We start from the raw sequence: 24,856 nt of genomic DNA on the forward strand, positions 1-24,856 counted from the left end.
CTAGTCCCCACCACCCCTAATTTGGTAGAGAAAGTCATCACGCTCGAAAACGTGTCCCTGATTGATTTCCTGGGACCCGATAACCAGAACATCCGCCAACTAGCAGCGGCCTTTCCTGGTAGCAAAATTATTTCCCGCGGCAACGAGATTAAAATACAGGGCCAGACGCCCGTCATCAGCCGTATCAACGATATTCTGTCGGCCTTATTGGAGCATTATCACCAGTATGGGCAAATCACCGACAAAACCGTGTACCAGTACCTCTCCTCGTCCGACGAAGACCAGCAGGACCGTTTGCTAGCGGCCTCGCCCGACGTTATTTTGTTTGGGGCCAAAGGCGGCGTTATTAAAGCCAAAACGGCCAACCAGCAGCGGCTCGTAGACGCTGTTATGCGCCACGATTTGGTGTTTGCACTCGGGCCAGCTGGTACCGGCAAGACCTATATTTCGGTGGCTCTGGCGGTGCGCGCGCTTAAAAATAAGGAGGTGAAAAAGATTATCATTTCCCGCCCTGTAGTGGAGGCCGGCGAAAGCCTAGGTTTCCTGCCTGGCGACTTGAAGGATAAGATTGATCCGTATTTGCGGCCCATCTATGATGCGCTGGAGGACATGCTGCCGCCCGAGAAGTTCAAGTTCTACATGGAGAACAAGACCATCGAAATAGCCCCGCTGGCTTACATGCGTGGCCGGACGCTTAACAATGCCTTCGTGCTCCTGGATGAGGCGCAGAACACCACGCCTTCGCAGCTAAAGATGTTTCTGACCCGTATGGGCCCAACGGCCAAGGTGATGGTAAACGGTGACCGAAGCCAGATTGACTTGCCAACCAAGCAGAAGTCAGGCCTCATTCAAGCGCTAGACATTCTGAAAGACGTGAACGGCATTGGCTTCGTAGAAATGAGCTCCGAAGACGTGGTGCGTCACCGTTTGGTTAAGTCTATCGTAATGGCTTACGACAAATTCGACGTCGCTGCTCAACAGGAACAAGCTAACCAAGCCAACCGCCCCATCCGTGAATACCAGCCGTACCGTCGTCCTAACGGCCCCGGCTCCGCTGCTCCCGACGCCAGCCGTCACCCTGATGCCCGTCCTGAGGACGATGGCACGCAGGAACTGCCCGTAAACCAGGAGCAGCAACTCTAAACCACCAAGCAGCTCCACGTACCTGAAAAGGCAATATGATGCTGATTACAACAAAAAGCGGCCTCCACTAGGGGGCTGCTTTTTTATTTCGTTGCTACTTTCGTCATCCAGTCAACAAGCGAATCTTATCCGCAATACTTGAACAACCCTTCCAAAGCAGCCTATATGAACGCTCAACGTATTTCTGCCCCCAAGACCTCGACGCCGCATTTGCTATTCGCCGGGAAGTATTTGTTGTGGGGCAGAATGTGCCCGCAGAAGAAGAGTATGACGCTCACGACGTGGACGGCGCCACGCACTACCTTGTCCGTGCTACCGACGGCACTCCCTGCGGAGCCGCCCGCTGGCGTAAAACCGAGGCTGGCGTGAAGCTAGAGCGTTTCGCAGTGTTATCCAACTATCGAAACCAGCAGGCGGGAGCCGCACTACTCGAACAAGTATTGCAAGACGTTGATGCGCAGTACCCTGGCGCAATAGTGTACTTACATGCCCAACTGCCCGCTGTACGATTCTACGAACGGCATGGCTTCGAAAAGGTAGGGGAGATGTTTGAAGAGTGCGATATTCAACACTACAAGATGATTCGGCGGTAAGCAAAAAGGAATGAGTTGGAAGGGAAGAGTAAATTACTGCGACCATTGTTAGTCTTTGACAGCAGTATAGCGGTAAGACTAAAAGTCTTGCTTTATAATTTATTGTACATCAATGAGATAGATTGATATCTCGGCAAGCGAATGTATTGTTGAGTTAAAATTATTGTTGGTATTTTATTGGAAAAAGTTAATTAAATCTTTGCATTTTACACAAAAGTGCAGCGGTAAATTAGCTTCAGCCCGATACTATGCTAGTCCAACTTCGCCCCGAAGCAAGTGCTTTTCCGAAACAACACCAGGTTGATTTCTACACTATCGCCATCGGCATCACCGTCTTTTTAGGCATTGCCTTGAGACTGTTTCACTACTTCTACAATCGTTCGTTGTGGACCGATGAAATCTATTTATCGGCGGGCATTGTGGATATGAGCTTCAAAGATTTGTTGTCCAAGCCGTTGCCCTACATGCAAAAAGCACCGGTCGGCTATTTATTGATGTCCCACCTATTTGTGGTGCTTTTTGGTAAAAACGAAATGGCATTACGTCTTTATTCTTTACTAACCAGTATCATTTCTTTATTTTTATTCTTACCAGTTGCTCGATACTTTTTAAAGCCGCTTGGTGTAGTTGTTGCGTTATCCTTGCTGGCAATTGCGTCCCCAATTATTCACCACTCAGTGGAAGCAAAACCATACGGCGCAGATCTTTTTACTACAGTTCTTATTTTGTGGTTATATGTGCGCTATCACCGCGAAACGGATTTAAAGAACTTATTGCTTTGGGGATTTTGGGGAGGCTTGACTGTGTGGCTATCGTATCCTAGCATCTTCGTGCTAGCCGGTATAGTACTTGCGACAGGTATTTATTATTTGCTAGAAGGAAATTGGAAGTTAATACTTGGTTTGATAATTCCTTCTAGCATATGGTTGGTGAGCTTTGCTCTTAGCTATTTGTTGTTTGCGAAGGAAGGATCGGATGCGGGATGGTTGGTTTACTTCTTCGTTAAATTCGACGGCTATTTTCCGCTGCAGCCAGTGAGTGGTGTTACGTGGGCAGTACGCAAGGCGTTTGCCTTTTTTCATTATCCGCTCGGCCTGACGTGGATAAACGATTTGGGAAATCATACCAATACACAGCGCTTTATTCAACGTATGACGATAGTGCCGCTCGTTCTTTCTTGCTTTGGCACGCTGTACTTCTTTAAACAAGACAAGAAATATCTAGTGTTACTTGGCGCTACCGTATTGATAACGTTCGTTGCTTCCTCTCTGAAACTGTATCCATTCTATGAGAGAATGACGGTTTTTTTAGCACCGCTTGTCGCTTTACTGTTAGCAGGAGGCAGTGATTATCTAAATAATAAAAAGGCTGCTGTAAAGTACTTTGGTTATGGATTATCGGTATTGCTTTTGTTGGGCTTAGTGAAAAACACGGTAGCTAATACATTTACTCCTTATCTTATTGGAGGATATAAAATGTCATACTATCGTGATGCTTTGCAGTATGTAAATTCCAATTATCGTGACGGAGATGCAGTATACGTGTATTGGAATAGCGCCGCAGGTTACAAATATTATAAAGCTATTAATGCGTTGAAATATAATGGCGTAATAGGTGGGGATTATCGCCATGAAGTTCGCAGTTATCCAGATTTTTTTGCGAAAATAGATGCTGATCTTGCTGCGCTACCTAATAAAAAAAGAGCGTGGATAATTTACAGCAGCATGGATATGAACCAGGGGGATTATGCTGGTGAGCCGGCGTGGTTTTATAATGGCCATGATTTCAGAGAAGGGTACGGCGTGGACCGGTTTATCCAGCATTTAGGGCAGGTTGGAAAAATAATGGATACGTATGTTCCTGCTGATGGCAATACAAAGAACGACGTGCATGTGCACCTAATGGAATTAAAATAAAAGGTTAGTTCTACAGTACGATAGTAGTATCACTAAGCTTATAAGCAAATAAGAAGATATTAGAGCTACAAGTGTCTCACTGTACACTGCTTGCCTTTGCTTATGCGCTAAATCTGTATTTCTACTGCCGGTGCATTAATCGAGTGCGAGGCACCACTATATTTATAGTGTTTAAAGATCTATTGTGTTGTATTGTTAAGCTACTAGTTCGTGACTCCTACAATTCAGTGGGCTTCCTACGCCTTTGTGCGCTTGGTGCTGGCCCTGATGGCGGGCATCTTAACCTACCTCTATTTCGGGGAGTCGTTGCCGCCGCTTATGGTGCCATTAGTGGCAATAGTGGTGCTTTTTGGCGTTGCTCAGTACTGGGCTAGTCGGCAGCAAGGAGCTGGTGCTACCGATGCGGCTGGCCTGCTGGCGGTGGCGGCGGTCTATCTGGCGGGGGCAACACTGACGCAGCAGGCAACAGAGGCACGGTCGGCCAATCACCTGTACCGGTTTGGTGACAAGATAGAATTCTATCGTGCCGTAGTGGACGACTATACCGTGGTGCGCCCATCAACTTTTGCTACCACCGTGCGGGTTTCGGCAGTTCGGATAGGAAGGAAGTGGCAGTCAGCAGTGGGAGGCATTCGTGTTTCAATACCGCGCGGTTCGGGTGTGCAGGCCCCACTGTATGGCGACGTATGGCTGGTACGAGGCGCACCCGCGCCAAGTAAGGCGCCGCTCAACCCTGGCGAGTTCGATTACCGCCGCTATTTGCAGTATCATCAGGTGTATCACCAGCAATTCATCCACCCCGACCAGTACCGAAAAATAGCCACCGCCCCACCTTCGGTCCTGCGGGCAACAGCCATGCGGGCGGCACGGGTGCTCGATGGCGTGTTTCGGGACTACGTGCATGCCAAGCGGGAATACGCATTGGCTTCGGCGCTGGTGTTAGGCATCAAAGATGATGTCGATCAGGAAACCAAGCAAGCCTACGCCAACACCGGTACCACGCACATTATGGCCGTATCGGGCTTGCAGGTGGGGTTGTTGTTTGGGGCCGTAACGTGGGTGCTAGGCTTGCTGAAAGTGAGGCGTGGGCCTATGTTCCGGCTGGTGTCAGCTTTGCTAGGACTGGGCGTTATTTGGAGCTATGCCTTCCTGACCGGGTTGTCGGCTTCGGTGCTGCGGGCGGCCGTAATGTTCACGTTTATTATTGTAGCTCGGGCCAGCGGGCGGCAAGCGAACATGTTCAATACCTTGGCTGTAGCGGCTTTCTGCTTACTCTGCTACGACCCATACTTGCTGTGCGACGTAGGATTTCAGCTGTCTTTCCTGGCCGTTATCAGCATCGTGTATCTGCAACCGCGTATTGGGGCTTGGCTGGATGTTAAGAGCTATTTTCAGGCTAAGCAACGGCCTTGGCACTCGAAAGCAACACAGCGCATTTGGAAAGCTTCTAGTTGGTCTTTGGACAAGATTTGGCAGGCTACGGCGCTGTCGTTGGCGGCGCAGGTAGCTACGTTTCCTCTGGGCCTCTACTACTTCCATCAGTTCCCGCTCAGCTTCCTGCTTTCCAACCTCGTAGCCGTGCCCATTTCCTCGATAGCCGTGTATGTAGGACTCGGGCTGCTTGGGTTGAAAGGCTTGGTGGCAGGCATTGGAGCGTTTTCCTCGGGCTGGCTAGTGTGCTCGATTGGGGGCCATTTGGAGTGGGCCGGGTATTCGAGTTTATGATTTGGGTTTTCAACGAGTATATCTTCTGGATTGGTCGGGTGATGCCGGGCGCGCTGATTTCCGGCGTGCACGTCACAGCCCCCCAGGCCTGGCTAATTTTTGCCGTGATTTTGGTACTGCTGGCATTTCTGGCGCGGCGGCATCTGGCGTGGCTCGGCATGGCGTGCGCCCTGATGCTGCTGTTTGCGGGCAGCCGCGTGTGGGCTGCCCGAGAGCTCGCGCCCGATGAGCGCCTGATTTTCTACAGCATTCCGCGCAGGTCGGTGGTGGGGTTCTGGCATGGTGCGGCCGCTCATATTGTCACCGTCGATTCGTTGCCATTAAATGAAACAGAGCGTACCTACCGCATTGTGCCTGGCATTATCGAGCGGGAGGCGCAGCAAGTGAACTACCACACCGGCTGGCAAGGTAGTTCAATACCCGCTAACAACGTCGATAGCAGTGGGGTGGTGCTGGCGGTATGGCGTGGGGTGCGGGTGGCATTCGTGTCGGGCCGGCTTGATGCTGCCCGCCAGCCTAGTTCGGTGGATATAGTGGTCTTGCGCCGTAACGCCCGCGTCTGGCCCGAAACGTTGGCAGCCGTTTTTGGATCAAAGCCGACGATTATTTTTGATTCTTCCTGCAAATCTTGGTACATCAATTCATTGTATTCCAAGCTGCAAGTAGCTGGCTGGCAAGTTTATGACATCACGGCCCAGGGTGCCTATATCTATAAACTGTATTCGGCCCCGCTCGCAAACTAAGCGATAGCGAAACCGGTTTGCTTGCTTGTGCGCTATATAGTTTTTAGAGCGCTTCCTTTTTGTTAGGTTTGGTTACTGCCGATTCTACGTTCGCGTTGTCGGGCCGTGGGGCTTTGCCCTGTTAGCCTCACGCCGCATTCACTGTTGACTTAATCTGGAATCCCATGGACAATATGCCCACCCAAGAGCTGGAAGCGCTGCGCTTCATTCGCTATGAGGCGCAAGACGCCATTGGCTATATCACCCTTGATCGTCCTGAAAAACGCAATGCCCTCAGTGCCGAGATGATAACCGAGCTGAAGCTGGCCTTCGATTTTGCGGAAGACGACGAGGCGTGCAAGGTAATTGTACTACGAGCCGAAGGCGAAGCCTTCTGCGCCGGTGCCGACTTAGCGTACATCCAAGAGCTACAAGGCTTCGGCTACACCGATAATCTGGCCGACTCCACGCACCTGATGCAGCTCTTCCATCAGATTTACACCCTCAAAAAAGTGGTAATTGCCCAGGTGCAGGGCCATGCCCTAGCGGGTGGATGCGGGCTGGCTACTATCTGCGACTTTGCTTTTGCCGTGCCCGAAGCCCGTTTTGGCTATACCGAAGTGAAGATTGGCTTCCTGCCGTCGATAGTCAGCGTGTTTTTGCTTCGTAAAATAGGGGAGGCGCGCACCAAGCAACTCCTGCTTACGGGCGATACGGTGCTTGCGCACAAAGCGCTGGAGCTATACCTGATCAACGAGGTAGTACCGGCTGAGTCGTTAGCCACGCACGTTTATAGCTTCGCGCGCCGACTGTGTGTTGAAAATTCCGGCCAGAGCATGGAGCTCACCAAAGAAATGCTGGCCCGCCTGCCCGAAATGCCGTTGGAAGACAGTTTGCGCTACGCCGCCCAAATGAATGCCGAGGCGCGTGGAACTTTGGACTGCCGCCGCGGTATCGCTGCATTCTTGGCGAGGGAGAAAATGAACTGGGAAAACTAGGTTAGCATTATGCTCCTACAAGATACCTCAACTATCTCATCCACAGATTGCTATGCACCGTTCAGTTTGCTGGTGTAGATAAGCTGAACGGTGCGCAGTAATTCCGCAACCCTCTTAGGTGATTATTATAAGCACCTCTTTATAAGGCTCTTTTTGCTTTGCGCTTTGCAAATCTCTCAAACATCTGCCTCTTCTTGTGGTTAGCTGAGCTATATGACAACAATGGCAGCCGTAGCCACTACCACGGCTACTTTTCTCGGGATGGAGTTCATTGCGTGGTTCATGCACAAATTTGTGCTGCATGGGCCGCTGTGGTTTTTGCACCGTTCACACCACGTGCGGCATCCGCACCACTTCGAGCGCAACGACTTCTTCTTTCTATTCTACGGTGCCCTTTCGGCGCTGCTTATCATCTACGGCTCGCCCGAGAAGGATTTTCGCTTCTGGATGGGAGTAGGGATTGCAGCTTACGGCACCGTATACTTTTTTGTACACGATGTGCTAATACATGGGCGAATGCGCTTCTGGCGCAAATCGCGCAACACCTACCTGCGGGCCCTGAACATGGCCCACAAGATGCACCACAAAACCACCAGCCGCGACAACTCCGAGGAGTTTGGCATGCTGTGGGTTTCGCCACGCTACTTTGCGCTGGCCTTACGCAAGCCAGCTCCTACGCGTACGCTCAGGCAACCGGCTGTCAATAGCAAAAGCAAGCAATTAGAGGGAAAGGACAGCTAGCCGTGGGACAGTTTTCAATTAGTGACCTAGAGCAGCTTTCCGGCATCAAGGCGCACACCATTCGGATGTGGGAACAGCGCTATGGCATCCTGCAGCCAATTCGTACGGCCACCAACATCCGCACCTACTGCGACGACGACCTGCGCCGACTCCTGAATGTGGCTACACTATGCGGGCAGGGTTACCGCATATCCAAAGTTGCGCAGCTAAGCGAGGAAGAGTTATGCCGAGCGGTTATATCCTGCAACGAAGGCACGCACGATTACTGCCAGCGAGTGAACAGTTTGTTGGCGGCTATGCTCGACATGAACGAGCCGCAACTCTGCTATCTGCTTAACCATGCCATCCAGCAGCTGGGATTCGAAGCTGCCGTCATGCACGTGGTATATCCGTTTTTGCAACGCATTGGGGTTATGTGGCAAGCCGGTAGCGTGAATCCAGCGCAGGAACACTTAGTTACCAACTTAGTGCGCCAGAAGATGATGGCGGCCACCGATATGCTTGCTTCGGTACAGCCCAAAGCGGCACACCGATGGGTGTTATTTCTGCCAGAAGGGGAAATGCATGAATTGGCGTTGCTGTTCATGAATTACGCGTTGCGTGTTCGGGGACATCACGTATTGTATTTAGGCCAAAACCTGCCTATCAAAGAACTGCAAGCCGTCTGTGATACCTACCAGCCTCATGCGATTTGCACAGTGATGACTGCTGCTCCCGACCGGGACCGAGTGCAGGACTTTGTTAACAGCCTGTCAGCTCTCTGCCCCGACAAATTACTTTGTCTCTATGGGCCATTAGCACATATAGAAGGACTGGAATTGCCGGGCAATGCAACCCGTTTTCGGTTTATGCCCGAATTTTTAACACTCGCCGACAAGCTTCTGCTAGGTGTAGGAAGCAAGGAGTAACAAAAATTTAACTTGTTTAAAGGAAATTTTTGCTTGAGATTTTATCTCCATAATTGCCTTGTTTGTCTAGGATTAAGAGTGGTTCATCGAGCAATTTATCGATATAGTAGACTGGGGGTAAATGGCGAGCTGCCGAATTTTACACGTGCTAAATCGTCCTGATAATCAGAGGCTTCGTACTTTGCTTGACGCTATACAAGCAGTTGAAAGAGGGGCGAAAAAAGTTGACCAAGCGTTACCCGACTTCAAATTAGGCTCGTATATTTGTTTAACCTTTTGCCACGAAAAGCTAAACAGTATGACCTCTTTGGAATTCACCAGTCAAGTACAAAAGATTTCCTACTCTCTAAAGCCCGTGGCGATGAACCTGACCCGCGACGCTGATGACGCGAAGGACTTGGTACAAGAGACTTTGCTTAAAGCGTTATTGAACAAAGACAAGTTTAAAGCTGGTACCAACCTGAAGGCTTGGTTGTATACCATCATGCGTAACACGTTTATCAACAACTACAATAAGATAACGAAACGCAACAGCAACATTGACAGCACGGAGTATTTTCAGTACTTCAATACCGACGAAAATTACATTACGCACAACGGCGCAACCTCCGACTTCGTAGTAACTGATATCAACCAAGCTATTGCTGGTTTATCGGCCGACTACCGGACGCCGTTTATGATGTATTACATTGGCTACAAGTACCTGGAAATTGCGGAGAAGCTGCAAATTCCGATTGGCACCGTCAAGAACCGCATCCACATTGCCCGCAAGGAACTGAAGGATGCGCTTAAGACATACGCCCCCGGCGAGTAGGGAATAGGGAGAGAGTATACCCCGCCCCGGGCGTATCACGGGCCGCGAACGACGCTACTTCAGCGCTGTTCGCGGCCCGGTTTGTTTTGGTGCAGTCTGGTTAGCATTCAGCTTATTTGTCAGATTAGCACGTTAGTGAAAACCTCTGCTGCTTTTGCCGGTATCTTATCAGTGCTGTTCTGCTACAAACAGCGTTACCTAACATAGCAGCGACCAAGGCTTAAGGTTTGATTCAACACCTTTGTAGCCGTAGCACCGAGTGAATAGTATACACCAGCGCAATTCAGTGATTCGAGTCTGTGAGTAAACATGTAATTGTTATCGGCTCCGGTTTCGCGGGCCTAGCGGCGGCTACTTCGCTAGCCCAGCGTGGCTACCGCGTCACGGTTCTGGAAAAGAATGAGGGTCCGGGTGGCCGGGCGCGGGTGTTCAAGGCCGAGGGCTTCACCTTCGATATGGGACCGAGCTGGTACTGGATGCCTGATATCTTCGAGCAATACTTCGCCCGTTTCGGCATGAAAGTATCCGATTATTACGACTTGGTCCGTCTGGACCCGTCCTATCAAGTGGTTTTCAAGGGGCCGGAAGCAGTAGACATTCCGGCGGCCATGAGCGAGTTGCGGGCACTTTTTGAGCGCTACGAACCTGGTAGTGCAGCGCGGCTCGATGAGTTTCTGCGGCAGGCAGCTTACAAGTATGAAGTGGGTATCGGCAAGTTCGTGCACATGCCAGGCCGGTCTTTGTTGGAATTCGCGGATCCGCGCCTGCTAGTGGATGCTCTGCGGCTTGATCTGCTGCAAAGCATGCACAAGCACGTGCGCAAATTCTTCAAGGATTCGCGTCTGTTGGAATTAGTGGAGTTTCCGATTCTCTTCCTTGGGGCCACTTCCGAGAACACGCCTGCCCTGTACTCGCTTATGAACTACGCCGACTTGGCGTTGGGCACTTGGTACCCCATGGGCGGCATGCACAAGATAGTAGAAGGCATGGTGAAGCTGGCGCAAGAACAGGGCGTAACGCTGGAATACAACCAGGAAGTACAGCAGATAGTAGTGGAAAACGGCCGAACTACCGGCGTCCAAACCGCAACCGGCTTCCATCCTGCGGATATTGTAGTAGCCGGCGCCGACTATCACCACGCTGAGCAGCACCTGCTGGCCCCCGAATGGCGTCATTACACCGAAGCCTATTGGGACAAGCGCACCATGGCCCCGTCGTCGCTGCTGTTTTACCTTGGCGTGAACAAACGGCTCGACAAGCTGCGCCACCACAACTTGTTTTTCGATGAGGACTTTGCGCTGCACGCCGAGGAGATATACGAGCAACCAAAGTGGCCAAGCCGCCCGCTGTTCTATGCTTCCACGCCTAGCATAACCGACCCAAGTGTGGCGCCCTCCGGCTGCGAAAACCTGTTTCTGCTGATTCCGGTGGCGCCTAACCTGCCCGATCCGGAGGAGACCCGGGAACATTACTATCACCTCATCATGGATCGGCTGGAGCGCCATTGCGGCCACAGCATCCGCGACGCGGTGGTGTTCAAGCGCAGTTACGCCCATCAAGACTTCGTGCAGGACTACCATAGCTACAAAGGCAACGCGTATGGCTTGGCCAATACGTTGCGCCAAACGGCCATTCTGAAGCCTTCCTTGAAAAGCAACAAGGTGAGCAACCTCTACTTTACGGGCCAGCTGACGGTGCCCGGCCCGGGCGTGCCGCCCTCGCTTATTTCCGGGCAGGTGGTGGCTGGCGAAATAGAGAAAGAGTTTCCGATTCCGGCAAAGCCTGTTATGCCTGAGTTGGCGCACTGACGACGCTTTTGCTTCTCTGTAATAGAATAAAGAGTTCTATTTATCTTCACTTAGTTACTCAGATACCAACCCCACCTTGGACCACGTCGCCCTATTCACTGAAACCAGCCGTGCGTGTAGTAAGCTTATCACGCAGCGCTACAGCACGTCCTTTACACTCGGCATCCGCACCCTCGAAGGGCGGTTTCACCTGCCAGTGTATGCCATGTATGGCTTCGTGCGGTGGGCCGACGAAATCGTGGATACCTTCCACGACCACGACAAGGCGGCGTTGTTTGCGGATTTCAAGCGACAAACCGACGAAGCACTAGCCCGAAAGCTGAGCTTAAACCCGGTATTGCACGCCTTCCAAGACGTAGTACATGCCTACAACATAGACCGGGAGTTCATCGACGCCTTTCTATACAGCATGGAAATGGACCTCGACGACCGCAGCTACAACCAATCCTTGTACGAGAAGTACATCTACGGCTCGGCGGAAGTGGTGGGACTGATGTGCTTGCGCATCTTCTGCGAGGGCGACGAGGCCATGTTTCAACGGCTGCGGGAGCCCGCGCGGCGGCTAGGATCGGCGTTTCAGAAAGTGAATTTCCTACGCGACATCCGTTCCGACTACGACGAGCGGGGTCGGGTGTATTTTCCTGGCGTATCGTACGAGCGGTTTGATGATAATGTCAAGCGAGAGATAGAAGCCGATATTCGGGCCGATTTTGATGCCGCCTACGTGGGCATCATGCAGTTGCCTCGCTCGGCCCGGCTAGGGGTATACTTGGCGTATGTGTACTACCTCAAGCTGTTTCACAAGATTAGGCAGTTGCCGGCGGCACGGATTTTGGGAGAGCGGGTGCGCGTCCCCGACAATACCAAGCTGCTTTTATTGATGGGTTCGTACTTTCGCTACCGCCTTCGGGCGATTTGAGACGTTGCCTTGCTGAGCTGCCATACCTAGGCGGGAGGGATTTTGGGTAAGATGTTCAATCAAACTCATCGAGATTCCACTGCTTTCGAATGGCTCCTTTATAAGGCAACGACAGCCTATTCATCCACGAATCCTCTGTCGAGTGAAGCCGTATTACCGCCGTTGCCTTCTCACTTTTGCTTGCCTTACCTCCCTTTTTGAAGTAAAAACTACACCAGCGCCGGCGCAGCCCTACTTGGTTGTTACTTCTTCATCCAGACCCGAAAAAATGTCCTACTCCGTTTCCAACCTGCGCCGTCAGTACCAGGAAGCCGCCACCAGCAAAGAAGCCGGCGAAAAGTTTTATCAGTTAATGTCGGCTTACCGTGAGCAAGACGCCGTGGTGCTAGCCTATAAGGCGGCGGCCGAGGCCATCCGGGCCCGCGACGCCTCGATGTTCAACAAACTGACCTATGTGCAGAACGCCACCAAGCAATTCGACGAAGCGGTGAAGCTAGATGCCAACAACGCCGAAATCCGCTTCTTGCGGCTGAGCGTAGAAAGCAATCTGCCTGCCTTCCTTGGCTTAAGCCAGCACGTTGACGAAGATCGGCAATTCCTGCTGAACACACTGTTTCAGCACCCCAAGTCTGGTCTCGACGCTGAGTCATTCGGGCTGGTGCGCAACTTTATGGTCGACCGTGGCCACGTTTCGGAAGCCGATGCGCAGAAGCTAGCTCAACTCTAGTGCAACATACCATGCTTGCATAGTGGAAGCTCCCATTGGGAGCTTCTTTTTTGTCTGTTTTAGTAGCAAAGCTGTGTTTCTTCCAGTGTTTTATGAGTAACTGCGAAGACGCAACGGTTAAGTGGATGCGTTTAACAAAAGCTGAGTTTCCAGAAAGCCATTCAGTTGGTACGTAGCCAGCCCATATATTTTGCTCGTAAAATTAGTTCGATGAAACTGCTACTTATAGGCAGCGTCTTATTGCTAGCCGGGCCTGCCGTCCTGGCGCAGAGTATCATGCTGACCGGACAAGTGGTGGACGGCTTGCAGCGGCCGGTTCCCTACGCTAGCGTGGGTGTGAAAGGCAGCCAGCAAGGCACCGCCACCAACGAAGCCGGCGAATTTAGTTTGCGGGTTTCGGCGCTGCCACAGCAGTTGGAAGTACTAAGCATCGGCTACGCGCCCACTACGGTGCAGGTTAGCTCCGCCTCCGCGCCCTTAACAGTGGTGCTGCCCGCTAACGCGGTGGCCCTGCCCGAAGTACGAGTCCGCAACCCCGAGCAAGAGGCGCGCGAATTAATTCAGCGAGCTTCGGCCAAGCTACTGCGGCACGAAAAGCAGACCTATTATGGCAAAGCATTTTATCGGCAGAAAACCCGCCACAACGATACCTACTGCGAATTTTTCGATGCCTTCTATGATGTCAAGTTCAACAACCGCCAAATAGAAGGGTGGGACCTAGGTGAAAGCCGCTACGCGGTGCGGCCCGGAGGCTTCACCTTCACCAACTTTTCGGCCATTATTCGGGTGGTGTTGCCCACGTTTATCACGCAGTCGAAACGCGCGAAGCTCTTAACACCGCTCGGACCGCAGGCGCTCCAACAGTTTAATTTCACACTAAAGGAAATCCAAACCAGTGAAGGGCGAGAACTGGCCGTCGTGCACTTCGAGCCTAAAATGAACGTAACCAAAACGGCTCCTAGCGGCCTGCTCTACATTGATAGGCAAACGGCTGCTTTGCACCGGCGTGAAATGCTGTTTTCGGCGAGCAGTCTGCTGAGCTTGAATGGAGTACCCGGCACCCAAATTGAATCGGATGCTTTTCGGGTGGTATCGGACTACGCGCCAGTGGGCGATTCGCTGACGCGCCTAGCCAGTACCCGGGCGCAGTGCAGCTTGGTGATGCGGCAACCCGATGGCAAACTTGATAGCACGCATGTAGCGAGCAATTTCTTTTTCTATCAATATACACCTCGATTGGCCGGGCATGCGTACGCCGATGTACCCCGTAAAAGCAAGGACCTGCAACAGGTAATGGCACGGCCGTACAAGGCTACTTTCTGGCTTGATAACGCGGTAGTGAAGGATAGTCCGCTGGAAGAGCAACTAATTCGAGACCTGGAAGGGCAGCATGTATTTCGGCGGATGTAAGCTGAACTATTGCGAATACATCCGGTTTCAAGCACGATTACGTATTTTTTGTGGCCAACTGAACGGCAACCTCGCAACCTTCCGACCCCATCCGCGGTTATTCTTGCGTTATGCCGCAACACCTGAGCGTCCGTATAGACCCCAATTCCGGCTTCTGCTTCGGCGTTATCTATGCCATTCAGATGGCCGAAGACATTCTCGATGAACAAGGCTACTTATATTGCCTAGGCGACATCGTGCACAACGATGAAGAAGTGCAGCGCCTAGAAAAGCGTGGCTTGCGCATTATTGGCTACGAGCAGTTCGAGCAGCTGCGCAACGAAGCAGTGCTTATCCGGGCCCATGGCGAGCCGCCGAGCACGTATCAAATGGCGCTGGAAAACAATCTGACGCTGATTGACGCTTCTTGCCCGGTGGTGCTTAAGTTGCAAAACCGCATCAAAACCAGCTACGATAAGCAAGAAAAGATTTTCATCTACGGCAAGCACGGGCACGCCGAGGTGCGCGGCCTCTTAGGCCAGACCAGCGGCAACGCAGTGGTATTTGAGAATCTGGATGAGCTGTTGCTTCACGAGCTGCCTTCCAACATCACGCTCTACAGCCAGACCACCAAAAGCACCGATTCCTTTTACCGCATTAAAGGCGAGTTAGAGCAGCGGGGCTATCAAATTAACGCCAACGACACTATTTGTCGGCAAGTAAGCAACCGCGACAAAGATTTGCGTCGTTTCGCCGAGCAGTACGACCAGATAGTATTTGTATCGGGCACGAAAAGCTCGAATGGAAAAGTGCTTTACCAGGTCTGTAAGGATACCAACCCGTCCACGCACTTTATCTCCAAAGTGGAAGAAATATGTGCTACGTGGTTTCAGCCAGGGCAGTCGGTGGGGATTTGCGGTGCTACCAGCACGCCTATGTGGCTAATGGAGCAAGTCCGCGATGCGCTGTTGGCGCTTTAAGGCAGTAGGAGAAGCATAACGTTTGGCAAGACGCCGAAGGTAATTTTGTGCTGAAAGTGCTGAACGTATCCTGTGGCTATGGCGTAGTGAAGCAACTATCTAGCAAATGATTTTGCTATTTCGATTGAGTTTGATTTCAACGTATGGTTCCCGTTACGCAGTCCTTACGCTACACGCCTCCGCGGGTTAAGCCCGCACCACTTGGCTACAAGGGCGTAGCAGTAGCCCTGCTGATTATGGTGGCATGGGCCGGTTTGCTAGCCTTTCTGCTGGCCGTCTATCAGCCCAACTGGACCACTCCCTGGCCCTATTTGCTGGCGTTGCTGCAAACCCACCTTTACACCGGCTTATTCATCACAGCCCATGACGCCATGCACGGCGTCGTGAGCCCAAACAAAAAAGTAAATAACAGCATCGGTACAGTAGCGGCAGGTTTGTTTGCCTTCAACTGGTTTCCCCGGATGCTGCCCAAGCACCACCAGCACCACCGCCACGTAGGCACCGACGACGACCCCGATTTCCACGACGGCCACCATCCTGGTTTTCTGCCGTGGTTTGTGCGCTTCGCCTGGAACTACGTAACCGTGTGGCAAGTGCTGTTGATGGCTGCCACCTACAACATCTTGAAGCTGTATTTTCCGCAGGTCAATGTTATTGCCTTCTGGATGATACCAGCCGTGTTAGCTACGCTACAGCTGTTTTTCTTTGGCACCTATCTGCCGCACCGGGGCGAACATGCCCCCGACAATCCGCACAAGTCGCGCAGTCAGTTTCGGCACCACGTATGGGCTTTTGTGAGCTGCTACTTTTTCGGGTACCACTACGAGCACCACGACCAGCCGTATTTGCCGTGGTGGCGGCTATGGCAAACCAAGTAGCAAAGTTTGGAGTCTTACAACAGGTCAGCAAGAAAAAAGGTCCTCCAATAAAGAGGACCTTTTTTCTTGTGTCTAACGGTACAAAGCCTTAGCTGTAGCAGGCAGCCGAAGAAGCAACTTTATTTGCTGCCCTCTTTAGTGTGTACTGCGTTGGTTTTCTTGCAGCAGTCGGGCAGGCGGTCGTAGGCACGGGCGTCGGCGGGCTGAGCGTCGGCGTCGTAACCGGTTTTTTGCACGGCGGTGCGTAGGTTCTCCGGTGTAGTCTTATCGGGCGGTAGGTGACGGTGAGCACCTGCGTAGGCACATCCAGAACGGCGGCTTGCACGCCCTTTTCGTAGGCCATGGCTTTTTCGAGGCGAGTCTTGCACATGTCGCACACGGCGGAAGTCTTCATCTGTACTTGCTCGGTGCCAGCAGTTTTTGCTTTCGCCTTAGGAGTAGTTTGCGCTTGTGCCACCTGAGTAGTCAACAAAGTAACCAGGGCCAGCAGGAAGGTTTTGACGGATTTCATAGGATATAAAAGTTAGCGCTGAAGCGCAGAAAAACGTGAGAAAACAACAAAAGAAAAGACAGAAACTGTGCCGCTTCCAATTAGAGCGACGGATTTACCGATACTTACTCTAGCTGAAAGCGCAACCCAGCGTAGGTCAGGCGGCCATACGTGGGGCCGTAAACCATGGCCGCATCAAAGCCTGACTCAAAGGGTGTAGCGGCGTTTTGAATCGGGTTGTTCTGGCGGTAGTTGGTTAGATTTTCAACCCCGGCATAGACCTCGAAGCGTTTGAAAGCGCACGTGAGTTGCGTATTGAGCAAAACAAAGCGCGGCGAATAAGGCAGAGTCATTTGGTCGGCGCCGTGTTGGTGCCCTACTTCATTGGGGTGCGGCGCCAAGGGGCGTTGCCCGAAGCCTTGCACCGTAAAGTCGGCCCGCCATTTATCGAAAGCAGTAGCGTATCCTACGTTGAAAAACAGCCGGTGCGGTACCGTCATGGGGCGGCGCAGCAACTGACCTTCGTAGGAAGTTTTCACGTCTAGGTATTTATAGGCTGCTTTTGTCGTGAGGCCTTTGACGAGTTCCATCTGCACTTCGGCCTGGAAGCTCCGCGAGAAGGAGCGGCCACCGGGCTCCAGGTTGTTTATCAGTAGCAAGCTTGGCACAGTGTACATATCAGCTACTACCTGGTTCCGGAACTCGGTATGGTAGTAGTCGGTCACGAAAGTGGCGTTGCGGCCGGCTACCGTGAAATACTGCGTGAAGCTACCGCCCACGTTCCAAGCTTTTTCGGGGCGCAGGTTCGGTGCAATTACAAATTCGCGGGAGCTGATCAACGAGCCTATGTTGTCGGCAATGGGGTTGGCCACCCGGAAGCCCGTGCCAGCTGCCAAGCGCAGCACCGAGTTTTTGGTCGCATCGTACTTCAGATTGAAACGAGGCGTGAGCTGCCAGCCATAAAGGTTGTGCCGGTCGAGGCGCAGGCCGCCCACCAAGGTTAGGTTGCGCGAGTTTTGATAGGTGTACTCCGCAAAACCGCCGGGCACATTCTCTAAGCGGTTGCGGTGCTCCCGCGCATAGCGGGCTTCCGGCGTCTCGTTCAAATAGTTGATGCCGTTGCGAAATACCTCATGGTAGTCGTCGTGCAAGTAGCTCAGACCTACGCGGTAGGTGTGGGCCGTGGTACCGAGCACGCTCTGGAAGAGCAACGTAGCAAGGCCGGTGCGCTGAGTGCCGTCGTACTGCCGTGGCTCGAACGGGGCTTGCCTGTAAGAGTAAGTGGAGTTGAAATCGTGGTGGGTGCCGCTCAGCAGCAAGCCGAGGCTTTGGTAGGGCCGCCCGGGCCATGTGTACGAGGTTTTGGCAAAGCCCGTGTATCGATTCGTGCGACTGGTAAAGCCGTAGTTCTGCCGATACGCATCGTCCATGTCGGTGCGGAAGCCTAGCTGCCCGCCTTCCCGTGTTTCGCGTAGCGCCCCCAACCCAATTTCGGTCACTATCCCCTTGCCCGACATGTACTTCCACTTGTTGAACACGTTGTATTGCGTGGCCAGGGGCAAATCCATGAATCCGTCCTTATTTCGGTCGACGCGGCGGCCCAGGTGGTCGGAGTGCAGCAGCAGGGTAGTCGATACCTTCTTGCTCACAGGCGTAGCCAGGTTCAAGTTGAGGTCGAACTTGCCGAGGTCGTTACCATAGGCGTTGAACAGCAAACGCTCTGCTTTATCTGGCTCTTTAAGGCGCACGTTTACTTGGCCCGAAATGCTTTCGTAGCCGTTCACCACCGAGCCCATGCCCTTGATGATGTCGATGCTCTCAATCCAAGTGCCGGACAGGTAGTTGAGGCGGTACGGCGTGGAAAGTCCACGCAAGGCCGGCAGGTTGTCGATGGTCAATAGCGAGTAAGCGCCATCGAGCCCAAGCAATTGAATCTGCTTAGCCCCGGATACCGCGTCGGTAGTAGAAACCTCTACGGCAGCGTTGGTTTCAAAGCTTTCCGCCAGGTTGCAGCAAGCCGATTTTGTTAAGTCTCGGCTCGTGATAACCTGCGTGTTGGTAGGTGTAAGAGAGGAGTAAGACGGCGCGCGGCCTTCTACTTTTACTTCGCCGAGCTCGGCGCTAGGTCGTAGTGCAACCCGCACATAGGGGCTGCCGGAAGTAGCCACAGCCACAGTATCGGCACCATAGCCGAGGGCGTTGATGATTAAACGACTGTCTTCGGCACGAGCTGGCCGTGGCAGGGTAAAGCTGCCGGCGTTGTCGGTGGTGGCAGCCTCGGCAGTGCCGAGCCAGCGGACCACGGCGCCCGGCAGCGGCTTGGCCGCCGTAGCGTCCGTCACCTGGCCCCGTACGGGGGCCAACGGATCAGTGGAAGATTGGGCCAGCGCAGCAACCGAGCCACTTAGCAGTACGCTAAGTGTAGCAGCAAGGCGCGGCCGTAAGGGAAAACACATGATATCAGTAAGTTAACATTCATTCCAGAGAAAATAGGCCAGCGCTGGATTGCGCGGCTTCTCATGCACTAGCACTTAAGGCTAGCACGGAACGAATATTAAATCACGAGCACTCCGATAAAGGATAACAGAACCCGCCCTGCTCGCAACGGAGGCGAACTATCGGCTGCATGCCAAGCGTCGGCCTGCTTGATTAGCAGGGCAGGGGGCAAGGCAGGCCAAGTCGGAGTAGACCAACTAGGAACTAAGAAAGGCGAGGGCAGCAGCTTCGCCCACACAAGCCCAGCCGTAGGGGCATCCAGCTTGTGCAGATGGGCACTAAAGTCGCAGCAAGCAGCTTTCAGTTTTGCTTGGCTGGAATGAGCATGTCGCCCAGATGTGAACTTGGGAGCCGGGCAGCGGTGCTGCGGTGTAGAGAAAATAATTGAGGCCGTCCGGCTTCCACTCTGATGGCAGGTATGCTGCTGCACCGTCATCCCCACCGAGGCGGCGAGAACAAGCAAAGCCAGCAACAAGCTGAACAGCCGATGGGAGAGAGGACGCTTCATGTGGTACAAATATACAAACAGGAGCACCAGCGGAAAGGTGCAGAATGGGCTAAGCAAAAGTGCCGCATCTGGTGCGCGGTCGTTCTTTGATTGCAAGCTTGAGTCGGGTACGGCTGCCTGCTTTGGTTAAGTTTCTGGTTGTGCAGATAAGGTTGGTGGAAGGCCAGTTGCTATTGCAACTAGTTTTAGAAGCACCACGATTTACCTCGCTAAGCTCGAAAGTAAACCGTTCTAAGAGGGGTGATTAGTTGTGAGAATATTGTACTGACATTCTGTCAAAGTAGGCTTTTGGAGTTCTGATAAGCTTGGCTAAAATCTTTAGTTATGCACCGAAAACATTGTTTATTGGCTGGAAACGGCTTTTTTACGTAGTGGTAGAAAATGGTAAATCGTGGTTGCCTTTTCTAGGGCATTGTGTACTTTTGCTAACATCCCTCCCCACTGCCCTGCCTCAACCCATGAACCTGCTCTCCGGCGAATACGAATGCAAGCTGGACCCGAAAGGGCGGCTGGTGCTGCCGGCCAAGGTGAAAGGCAACTTGCCGGAAGCCTCGGGCAACCAGCTTGTGTTGGTGCGTGGGTTCGAACCTTGTCTGGTGTTGTACCCACGCGAGTCGTGGCGCATCATCCACGATAAGGTGATGGCACTCGATGAATTCAACGAAGAGTACCGTCAGTTTCAGCGCAACTTCTTTCGGGGCATGACGGAAGTGGAGCTAGATACCATCGGGCGGTTTATGCTACCCCGAACCATGGTCCGCTACTCGGGCATCGAGAAGGAAGCCATCATAGTGGGGCTAGGCAACCGGTGCGAAATCTGGGACCCTATTCGCTACGATGAGTACCTGATCAAGGACCAGCAGAGCTTCTCGAAGCTTGCTCAAAAGTTTCTTACCACCGAAAACGGCCCTGGCGGCCCCCTGGCCGCATGAGCACAACACCCGACTACCTCAACGATGCTGCCTACCACCGCCCGGTGATGCTGCGCGAGTGCCTAGAGGCGCTCAACCTGCAGCCCGACGGCCACTACGTAGATGTAACCTTCGGCGGCGGCGGCCACTCGGCCCGCATAGTGGAGCACCTGACTACCGGTCACCTCTACAGCTTCGACCAAGATGCCGATGCCGAGCGAGAAGCTGAAAAGCTGGCGCGTCCGCAGTTCACTTTCGTGCGGGCTAATTTTCGGGACTTATATACCGAGTTGAAAAATCGCAACGCGTTGCCCGTTGATGGCTTGCTGGCCGATTTAGGCGTATCGTCGCACCAATTCGATACACCGGAACGGGGCTTCAGTACCCGCTTCGATGGCCCGCTGGATATGCGTATGAACGCCGAAGACGGCCCTACCGCCGCCGACATCATCAACGACTACCCGGAGGCCGACTTGCACCGCATTTTTGGTATGTACGGTGAAGTGACCAACGCCCGCACGCTGGCCCAAACAGTGGTTTCGGCACGGCGCGGGCAAAGCATCAAGACCATTGCCGAACTGAAGAAGGCTATTGCCAGCTGCACGCCGCGCGGCAAGGAAAACAAATACTTGGCGCAGGTCTTTCAGGCACTGCGTATCGAAGCCAACGAAGAAATGGAGGCATTACAAGAAATGTTGTCAGCTACGGCGCAGGTGCTTCGCCCCGGCGGACGCTTAGTGGTAATGAGCTACCATTCCTTGGAAGACCGGCTAGTAAAGAACTTCATGGCCAAAGGCAAATTCTTTGGCGAAGCAGAAAAAGACCTCTTTGGCAATACCAACCAACCTTTCGACGTAGTAACCCGCAAACCCGTGGAGGCTTCGGCCGAAGAAGTAGCTGCCAACAGCCGAGCCCGGAGCGCAAAGCTGCGGGTGGCCGTCCGAAAAGGATGAACCGAGTTTCTTGACTTTCTCTGTGCTCTGCGCAGCAACCAACTTTAAAACAACCGAGTGGCAACCAATACTATAAAACCCGTCGCGAAGCAGCCTCGCACCAACGCACCTCGTGCTGTGGTGCCGGAGTTCGTGGCTGCGCCTGAGCCGGTAGTGATGCCGACACCCGAACCCGAATTCAAGAAGCCGCAACCCGAGCCGAAAGCGCCTCGGCCAACCCGTCCGGTTGGACCGCGCAGCTCTTGGAGCGTGTTCACGCTGTTGGAGCGTGTTACGCGTATGGACGGGCTGTTTCGGGAGGGGCTGCCGGTGCGCTACCTGCCGCACGTGCTGTTCGTGATGTTCCTGATTTTGGTGTACATCGGCAATACGCACTACGCAACTCGGATGAACCGCGCTATTCAGAAGCTGAAGCTGGAAACCGAGGACTTGCGTGCCGACTACACTACCCTGAAGTCTGACTACATGGAAGCCAGCAAGCAGAGTGAGGTAGCCCGCAAGGTGGCCGCTTATGGCTTGATTGAAAGTTCGTCGCCGCCGTTCCGCATCGAGGTGCCTTCCGGTCGTCTCGATGAGGCTTCCCTGGACTTGGTGCCGATCCTAACCGCCGATTCCTTGGCGGCTCGCGCCCTGCGCGATTCGCTGCGCCACGCCGTGCCCGTAGCGCCCATCGACTCATTGAATATTGAAGTAGGTGCGCCGCCCGTGCCTATTGGGACGGATGCCACCGGCGAGCCAGCGACAGACCAGCCGGCCGCTTCCCAACCTGCTAACAGCCCTCGTCGCAATGAAAGGAAGCGTTAAAAAATCCATCGTAACCCGGGTACGGCTGGCGTTTTTGGGCGTCTGTCTGTTCTCGGCTGCCATTATTTGGAAGGTCGGCAACATCCAGTTCAAGGAAGGGGAGAAGTGGCGCGCCTTGGAGCAGGAGCGGCGCGTGGTGTACCAGCCCGTGTTTGCTACCCGTGGCTCCATTGTGGCCGATGATGGCAAAAGCATCATGGCGACTTCGTTGCCCTTCTTCCGGGTGGCATGGGACCCGAGCGTAGTGGATAAGCAAACATTCAAAGCAGGAGTGGATTCACTTGCCTTACTGCTTTCAAGGTTTTATTCTGACAAGAGCAAGCAAGATTACGAGCGAAAACTTCGGAATGCGTACACCTCTCATGTGCGATATCTGCGGCTGAACTCGCGGCAAATTAACTTTCAGGAGAAAAAAGAAATGGCGGCTTGGCCCATTTTCCGGGCGGGCAAAAACAAGGGCGGCGTTATTTTCGAGAAAGTGGATAAGCGCTTCCGTCCTTTCGGCGGACTAGCGCAACGCACCATCGGCTTTATCAATGAAGACAAGAATGGAGCGGGCCTGGAGTTTACCTTCAACCGTCACCTAGCTGGCAAAGACGGCGAGGCCTTGTTTGAGCGCCTACCCGGCGGCAACAAACCCATCTACGACGGCACCGAAATCAAGCCTATTGATGGCTACGACGTTAAGACCACGCTCGACATCAACCTTCAGGACGTAGCCGAAAACGCCCTCTACAAATCGTTGGTGGACAACAACGCGCAGTATGGCTGCGTGATTCTGATGGAGGTGCAGACTGGTGAAATCAAAGCCGTGGCCAACCTAGGAAAAGTGGATGAGGGTATTTACCGCGAAGACTACAACTACGCCATTGCCGACCAAGGCCGTACCGAGCCGGGCTCTACGTTCAAGCTAGCCTCGTTGATGGCTGTGCTGGAAGACAATCCCGAGATGAGTCTTGATGAAGTGGTGGACACTGGCAACGGCCGTATGTACATCGGTGGGGCCGTGAAAACAGATTCGCACGGCTACGGCAAGATTTCGGTGAAGCAGGTGTTCGAGAAGTCCAGCAACATTGGGGTGGCGGTGCTCGTGGATCGGCAGTTCAGCAAGAACCCCGGCAAGTACACCGACTACCTGAAGCGGTTCGGGCTGCACAAGCCGCTCGGCTTCCAGATGGCCGGCGAGGCCCGCCCGTACGTGAAAGACCCGCAGGACCGCTCTTGGAGCCGCACGTCGCTCACTACCATGAGCATCGGCTACGAGTTGAAATTGGCTCCGCTCCAAACGCTGGCCTTCTACAACGCCGTAGCCAATGGTGGTGTGAAGGTGCAGCCTATCATCGTAAAGGAAATTAAGCAGGTGGACAAGGTGCTGGAACGGTTCGAGCCGGTGGTACTCAACCCCAAAATCTGCTCCGACGAGACGCTGGCTAAAGTGAAAGCCATGATGGAAGGCGTGGTAACCGAAGGAACAGCCCGCGGCATCCGCTCCGAAGATTACACCATTGCCGGCAAAACCGGTACGGCGTGGAAATTCAAGAATGGCGCGTACACCCGCACGTATTCCACTAGCTTCTGCGGCTATTTCCCCGCCGACAAACCGAAGTATTCGTGCATTGTAGTAGTTGACTCGCCCAAGAAAGGCCGCATCTACGGCGCCGATGTGGCGGCGCCGGTGTTCCGCGAAGTGGCCGACAAAGCCATGGCGCGCGATGCCGCCAGCCAGCGGCCGGTACTGGCTCGCACGCCCGTCAACCGGGCCAAAACACCGGTGGTGCAAGCGGGTATGCAAGACGAGCTACGGCTGGTATTCGAGAAAATTGGGGTGAAAAACGAAACGGCAACGCCCGACGAAGATTGGGTGCGCGTGCCGACCAAAGCCGATAGCGGCGCCGATGCCTTGGCATTGCAGCCTCTAGCCGTACGGCCCGGCCGGGTGCCCGACGTACACGGCCTGACGTTGCGCGACGCTCTGTTCTTGCTTGAAAACCGTGGCCTGCGGGTGCGCGCCATCGGGACGGGCCGCGTGAAAACGCAATCGGTGGAAGCTGGTTCGCCAGCACGGCGCGGCACTGTGGTTACGCTAGCGCTGCAACCTATTGGGCAGCGTACTACGGGTGCACCTGTTCCGCTGGCGGCACCTGCCCCAAGTCAGCTAGCGGAAAACAAGCTCTTGACTCCCGTAGATACTGATCTGGAAGCTAAAACGCGCGAGTTGGCAGCCACAGCCAAAGTTCGACTGGCGGCCAGGAAAAGCGCAATTTCCTCGAACGAGGCGAAAAAGCAAGAAGACAAAAAGCAGGAACCTCGCAAAGGTGAGACCAAGCCAACTACGCCCGCGAAACCCAAGCCAGCGGAACCCAAACCATCGAAAAGACCAACGCAGATAACGCAACAGGCAACCCCTAGCAAACCTAAGAAAGCCTAAAGAAC

The 24,856-nt window shown here is 53.4% G+C and carries 22 protein-coding genes; 19 read left to right on the forward strand and 3 right to left on the reverse strand.

Going from position 1 to position 24,856, the window contains the following annotated elements:
- Positions 1 to 21: 21 nt before the first annotated feature.
- The 15 genes from MUN86_RS06315 to MUN86_RS06385 all read left to right on the forward strand — a co-directional run bounded on the left by MUN86_RS06315 (position 22) and on the right by MUN86_RS06385 (position 16,261).
- Complete coding sequence (locus tag MUN86_RS06315) at positions 22 to 1,143, forward strand: PhoH family protein (protein WP_245123105.1); 1,122 nt, start codon at positions 22 to 24, stop codon at positions 1,141 to 1,143.
- Between the two features lie 215 nt (positions 1,144 to 1,358).
- Entirely contained in the window at positions 1,359 to 1,736 is a 378-nt protein-coding gene (locus tag MUN86_RS06320) for a GNAT family N-acetyltransferase (protein WP_245125625.1), read from the forward strand.
- A 248-nt stretch (positions 1,737 to 1,984) separates the two neighbouring features.
- Complete coding sequence (locus tag MUN86_RS06325) at positions 1,985 to 3,652, forward strand: glycosyltransferase family 39 protein (RefSeq protein WP_245123108.1); 1,668 nt, start codon at positions 1,985 to 1,987, stop codon at positions 3,650 to 3,652.
- A 210-nt stretch (positions 3,653 to 3,862) separates the two neighbouring features.
- Positions 3,863 to 5,377: a ComEC/Rec2 family competence protein gene (locus tag MUN86_RS06330; RefSeq protein WP_245123111.1), complete on the forward strand. Its 1,515-nt coding sequence runs from the start codon at positions 3,863 to 3,865 to the stop codon at positions 5,375 to 5,377.
- On the forward strand, positions 5,374 to 6,120 hold the full coding sequence (locus tag MUN86_RS06335) for a hypothetical protein (protein WP_245123113.1): 747 nt from the start codon (positions 5,374 to 5,376) through the stop codon (positions 6,118 to 6,120). The genes MUN86_RS06330 and MUN86_RS06335 overlap by 4 nt, the downstream gene beginning before the upstream one ends.
- Positions 6,121 to 6,284: 164 nt before the next feature.
- A complete protein-coding gene (locus MUN86_RS06340) occupies positions 6,285 to 7,097 on the forward strand; it encodes an enoyl-CoA hydratase/isomerase family protein (RefSeq protein WP_245123116.1) in 813 nt (270 codons plus the stop codon).
- A 213-nt stretch (positions 7,098 to 7,310) separates the two neighbouring features.
- The gene (locus tag MUN86_RS06345) at positions 7,311 to 7,838 is read left to right on the forward strand and encodes a sterol desaturase family protein (RefSeq protein ID WP_245123119.1); all 528 of its coding nucleotides are present in this window, start codon (positions 7,311 to 7,313) and stop codon (positions 7,836 to 7,838) included.
- 2 nt (positions 7,839 to 7,840) lie between these two features.
- Positions 7,841 to 8,746 (forward strand): MerR family transcriptional regulator, encoded by a 906-nt coding sequence (locus MUN86_RS06350; protein ID WP_245123122.1) that lies wholly within the window; start codon positions 7,841 to 7,843, stop codon positions 8,744 to 8,746.
- A gap of 298 nt (positions 8,747 to 9,044) precedes the next feature.
- Complete coding sequence (locus tag MUN86_RS06355) at positions 9,045 to 9,560, forward strand: sigma-70 family RNA polymerase sigma factor (RefSeq protein ID WP_022823815.1); 516 nt, start codon at positions 9,045 to 9,047, stop codon at positions 9,558 to 9,560.
- A 299-nt stretch (positions 9,561 to 9,859) separates the two neighbouring features.
- Positions 9,860 to 11,368: a bifunctional phytoene desaturase/3,4-desaturase gene (crtID, locus tag MUN86_RS06360; protein ID WP_245123123.1), complete on the forward strand. Its 1,509-nt coding sequence runs from the start codon at positions 9,860 to 9,862 to the stop codon at positions 11,366 to 11,368.
- Positions 11,369 to 11,444: 76 nt separating this feature from the next.
- Positions 11,445 to 12,287 (forward strand): phytoene/squalene synthase family protein, encoded by an 843-nt coding sequence (locus MUN86_RS06365; protein WP_245123124.1) that lies wholly within the window; start codon positions 11,445 to 11,447, stop codon positions 12,285 to 12,287.
- Between the two features lie 268 nt (positions 12,288 to 12,555).
- Positions 12,556 to 13,014: a hypothetical protein gene (locus MUN86_RS06370; RefSeq protein ID WP_245123126.1), complete on the forward strand. Its 459-nt coding sequence runs from the start codon at positions 12,556 to 12,558 to the stop codon at positions 13,012 to 13,014.
- A 210-nt stretch (positions 13,015 to 13,224) separates the two neighbouring features.
- On the forward strand, positions 13,225 to 14,424 hold the full coding sequence (locus tag MUN86_RS06375; RefSeq protein WP_245123127.1) for a carboxypeptidase-like regulatory domain-containing protein: 1,200 nt from the start codon (positions 13,225 to 13,227) through the stop codon (positions 14,422 to 14,424).
- A gap of 110 nt (positions 14,425 to 14,534) precedes the next feature.
- A complete protein-coding gene (locus MUN86_RS06380; RefSeq protein WP_245123130.1) occupies positions 14,535 to 15,383 on the forward strand; it encodes a 4-hydroxy-3-methylbut-2-enyl diphosphate reductase in 849 nt (282 codons plus the stop codon).
- 143 nt (positions 15,384 to 15,526) lie between these two features.
- Positions 15,527 to 16,261, forward strand: a complete 735-nt coding sequence (locus MUN86_RS06385) for a fatty acid desaturase (RefSeq protein WP_375379472.1) — start codon at positions 15,527 to 15,529, stop codon at positions 16,259 to 16,261.
- A gap of 88 nt (positions 16,262 to 16,349) precedes the next feature.
- On the opposite strand, the gene MUN86_RS06390 is transcribed toward MUN86_RS06385, so the two are convergent.
- The 3 genes from MUN86_RS06390 to MUN86_RS06400 all read right to left on the reverse strand — a co-directional run bounded on the left by MUN86_RS06390 (position 16,350) and on the right by MUN86_RS06400 (position 19,755).
- Positions 16,350 to 16,772, reverse strand: a complete 423-nt coding sequence (locus MUN86_RS06390) for a hypothetical protein (protein WP_245123132.1) — start codon at positions 16,770 to 16,772, stop codon at positions 16,350 to 16,352.
- A gap of 104 nt (positions 16,773 to 16,876) precedes the next feature.
- The gene (locus tag MUN86_RS06395) at positions 16,877 to 19,207 is read right to left on the reverse strand and encodes a TonB-dependent receptor (RefSeq protein WP_245123134.1); all 2,331 of its coding nucleotides are present in this window, start codon (positions 19,205 to 19,207) and stop codon (positions 16,877 to 16,879) included.
- A 98-nt stretch (positions 19,208 to 19,305) separates the two neighbouring features.
- Entirely contained in the window at positions 19,306 to 19,755 is a 450-nt protein-coding gene (locus tag MUN86_RS06400; RefSeq protein WP_245123137.1) for an HYC_CC_PP family protein, read from the reverse strand.
- A 458-nt stretch (positions 19,756 to 20,213) separates the two neighbouring features.
- On the opposite strand from MUN86_RS06400, the gene mraZ reads away from it, so the two are divergent.
- The 4 genes from mraZ to MUN86_RS06420 are packed head-to-tail and all read left to right on the forward strand — an operon-like array spanning position 20,214 to position 24,851.
- Entirely contained in the window at positions 20,214 to 20,687 is a 474-nt protein-coding gene (mraZ, locus tag MUN86_RS06405) for a division/cell wall cluster transcriptional repressor MraZ (protein ID WP_245123139.1), read from the forward strand.
- Positions 20,684 to 21,619 (forward strand): 16S rRNA (cytosine(1402)-N(4))-methyltransferase RsmH, encoded by a 936-nt coding sequence (gene rsmH, locus MUN86_RS06410; protein ID WP_245123143.1) that lies wholly within the window; start codon positions 20,684 to 20,686, stop codon positions 21,617 to 21,619. Before mraZ ends, rsmH begins: the two co-directional genes overlap by 4 nt.
- A 57-nt stretch (positions 21,620 to 21,676) precedes the next feature.
- On the forward strand, positions 21,677 to 22,423 hold the full coding sequence (locus MUN86_RS06415) for an FtsL-like putative cell division protein (protein WP_245123146.1): 747 nt from the start codon (positions 21,677 to 21,679) through the stop codon (positions 22,421 to 22,423).
- Positions 22,407 to 24,851 (forward strand): PASTA domain-containing penicillin-binding protein, encoded by a 2,445-nt coding sequence (locus MUN86_RS06420; RefSeq protein WP_311181794.1) that lies wholly within the window; start codon positions 22,407 to 22,409, stop codon positions 24,849 to 24,851. Before MUN86_RS06415 ends, MUN86_RS06420 begins: the two co-directional genes overlap by 17 nt.
- Positions 24,852 to 24,856 lie beyond the last annotated feature (5 nt).

The organism is Hymenobacter volaticus, from assembly GCF_022921055.1.
In the GTDB taxonomy this organism is placed as follows: domain Bacteria; phylum Bacteroidota; class Bacteroidia; order Cytophagales; family Hymenobacteraceae; genus Hymenobacter; species Hymenobacter volaticus.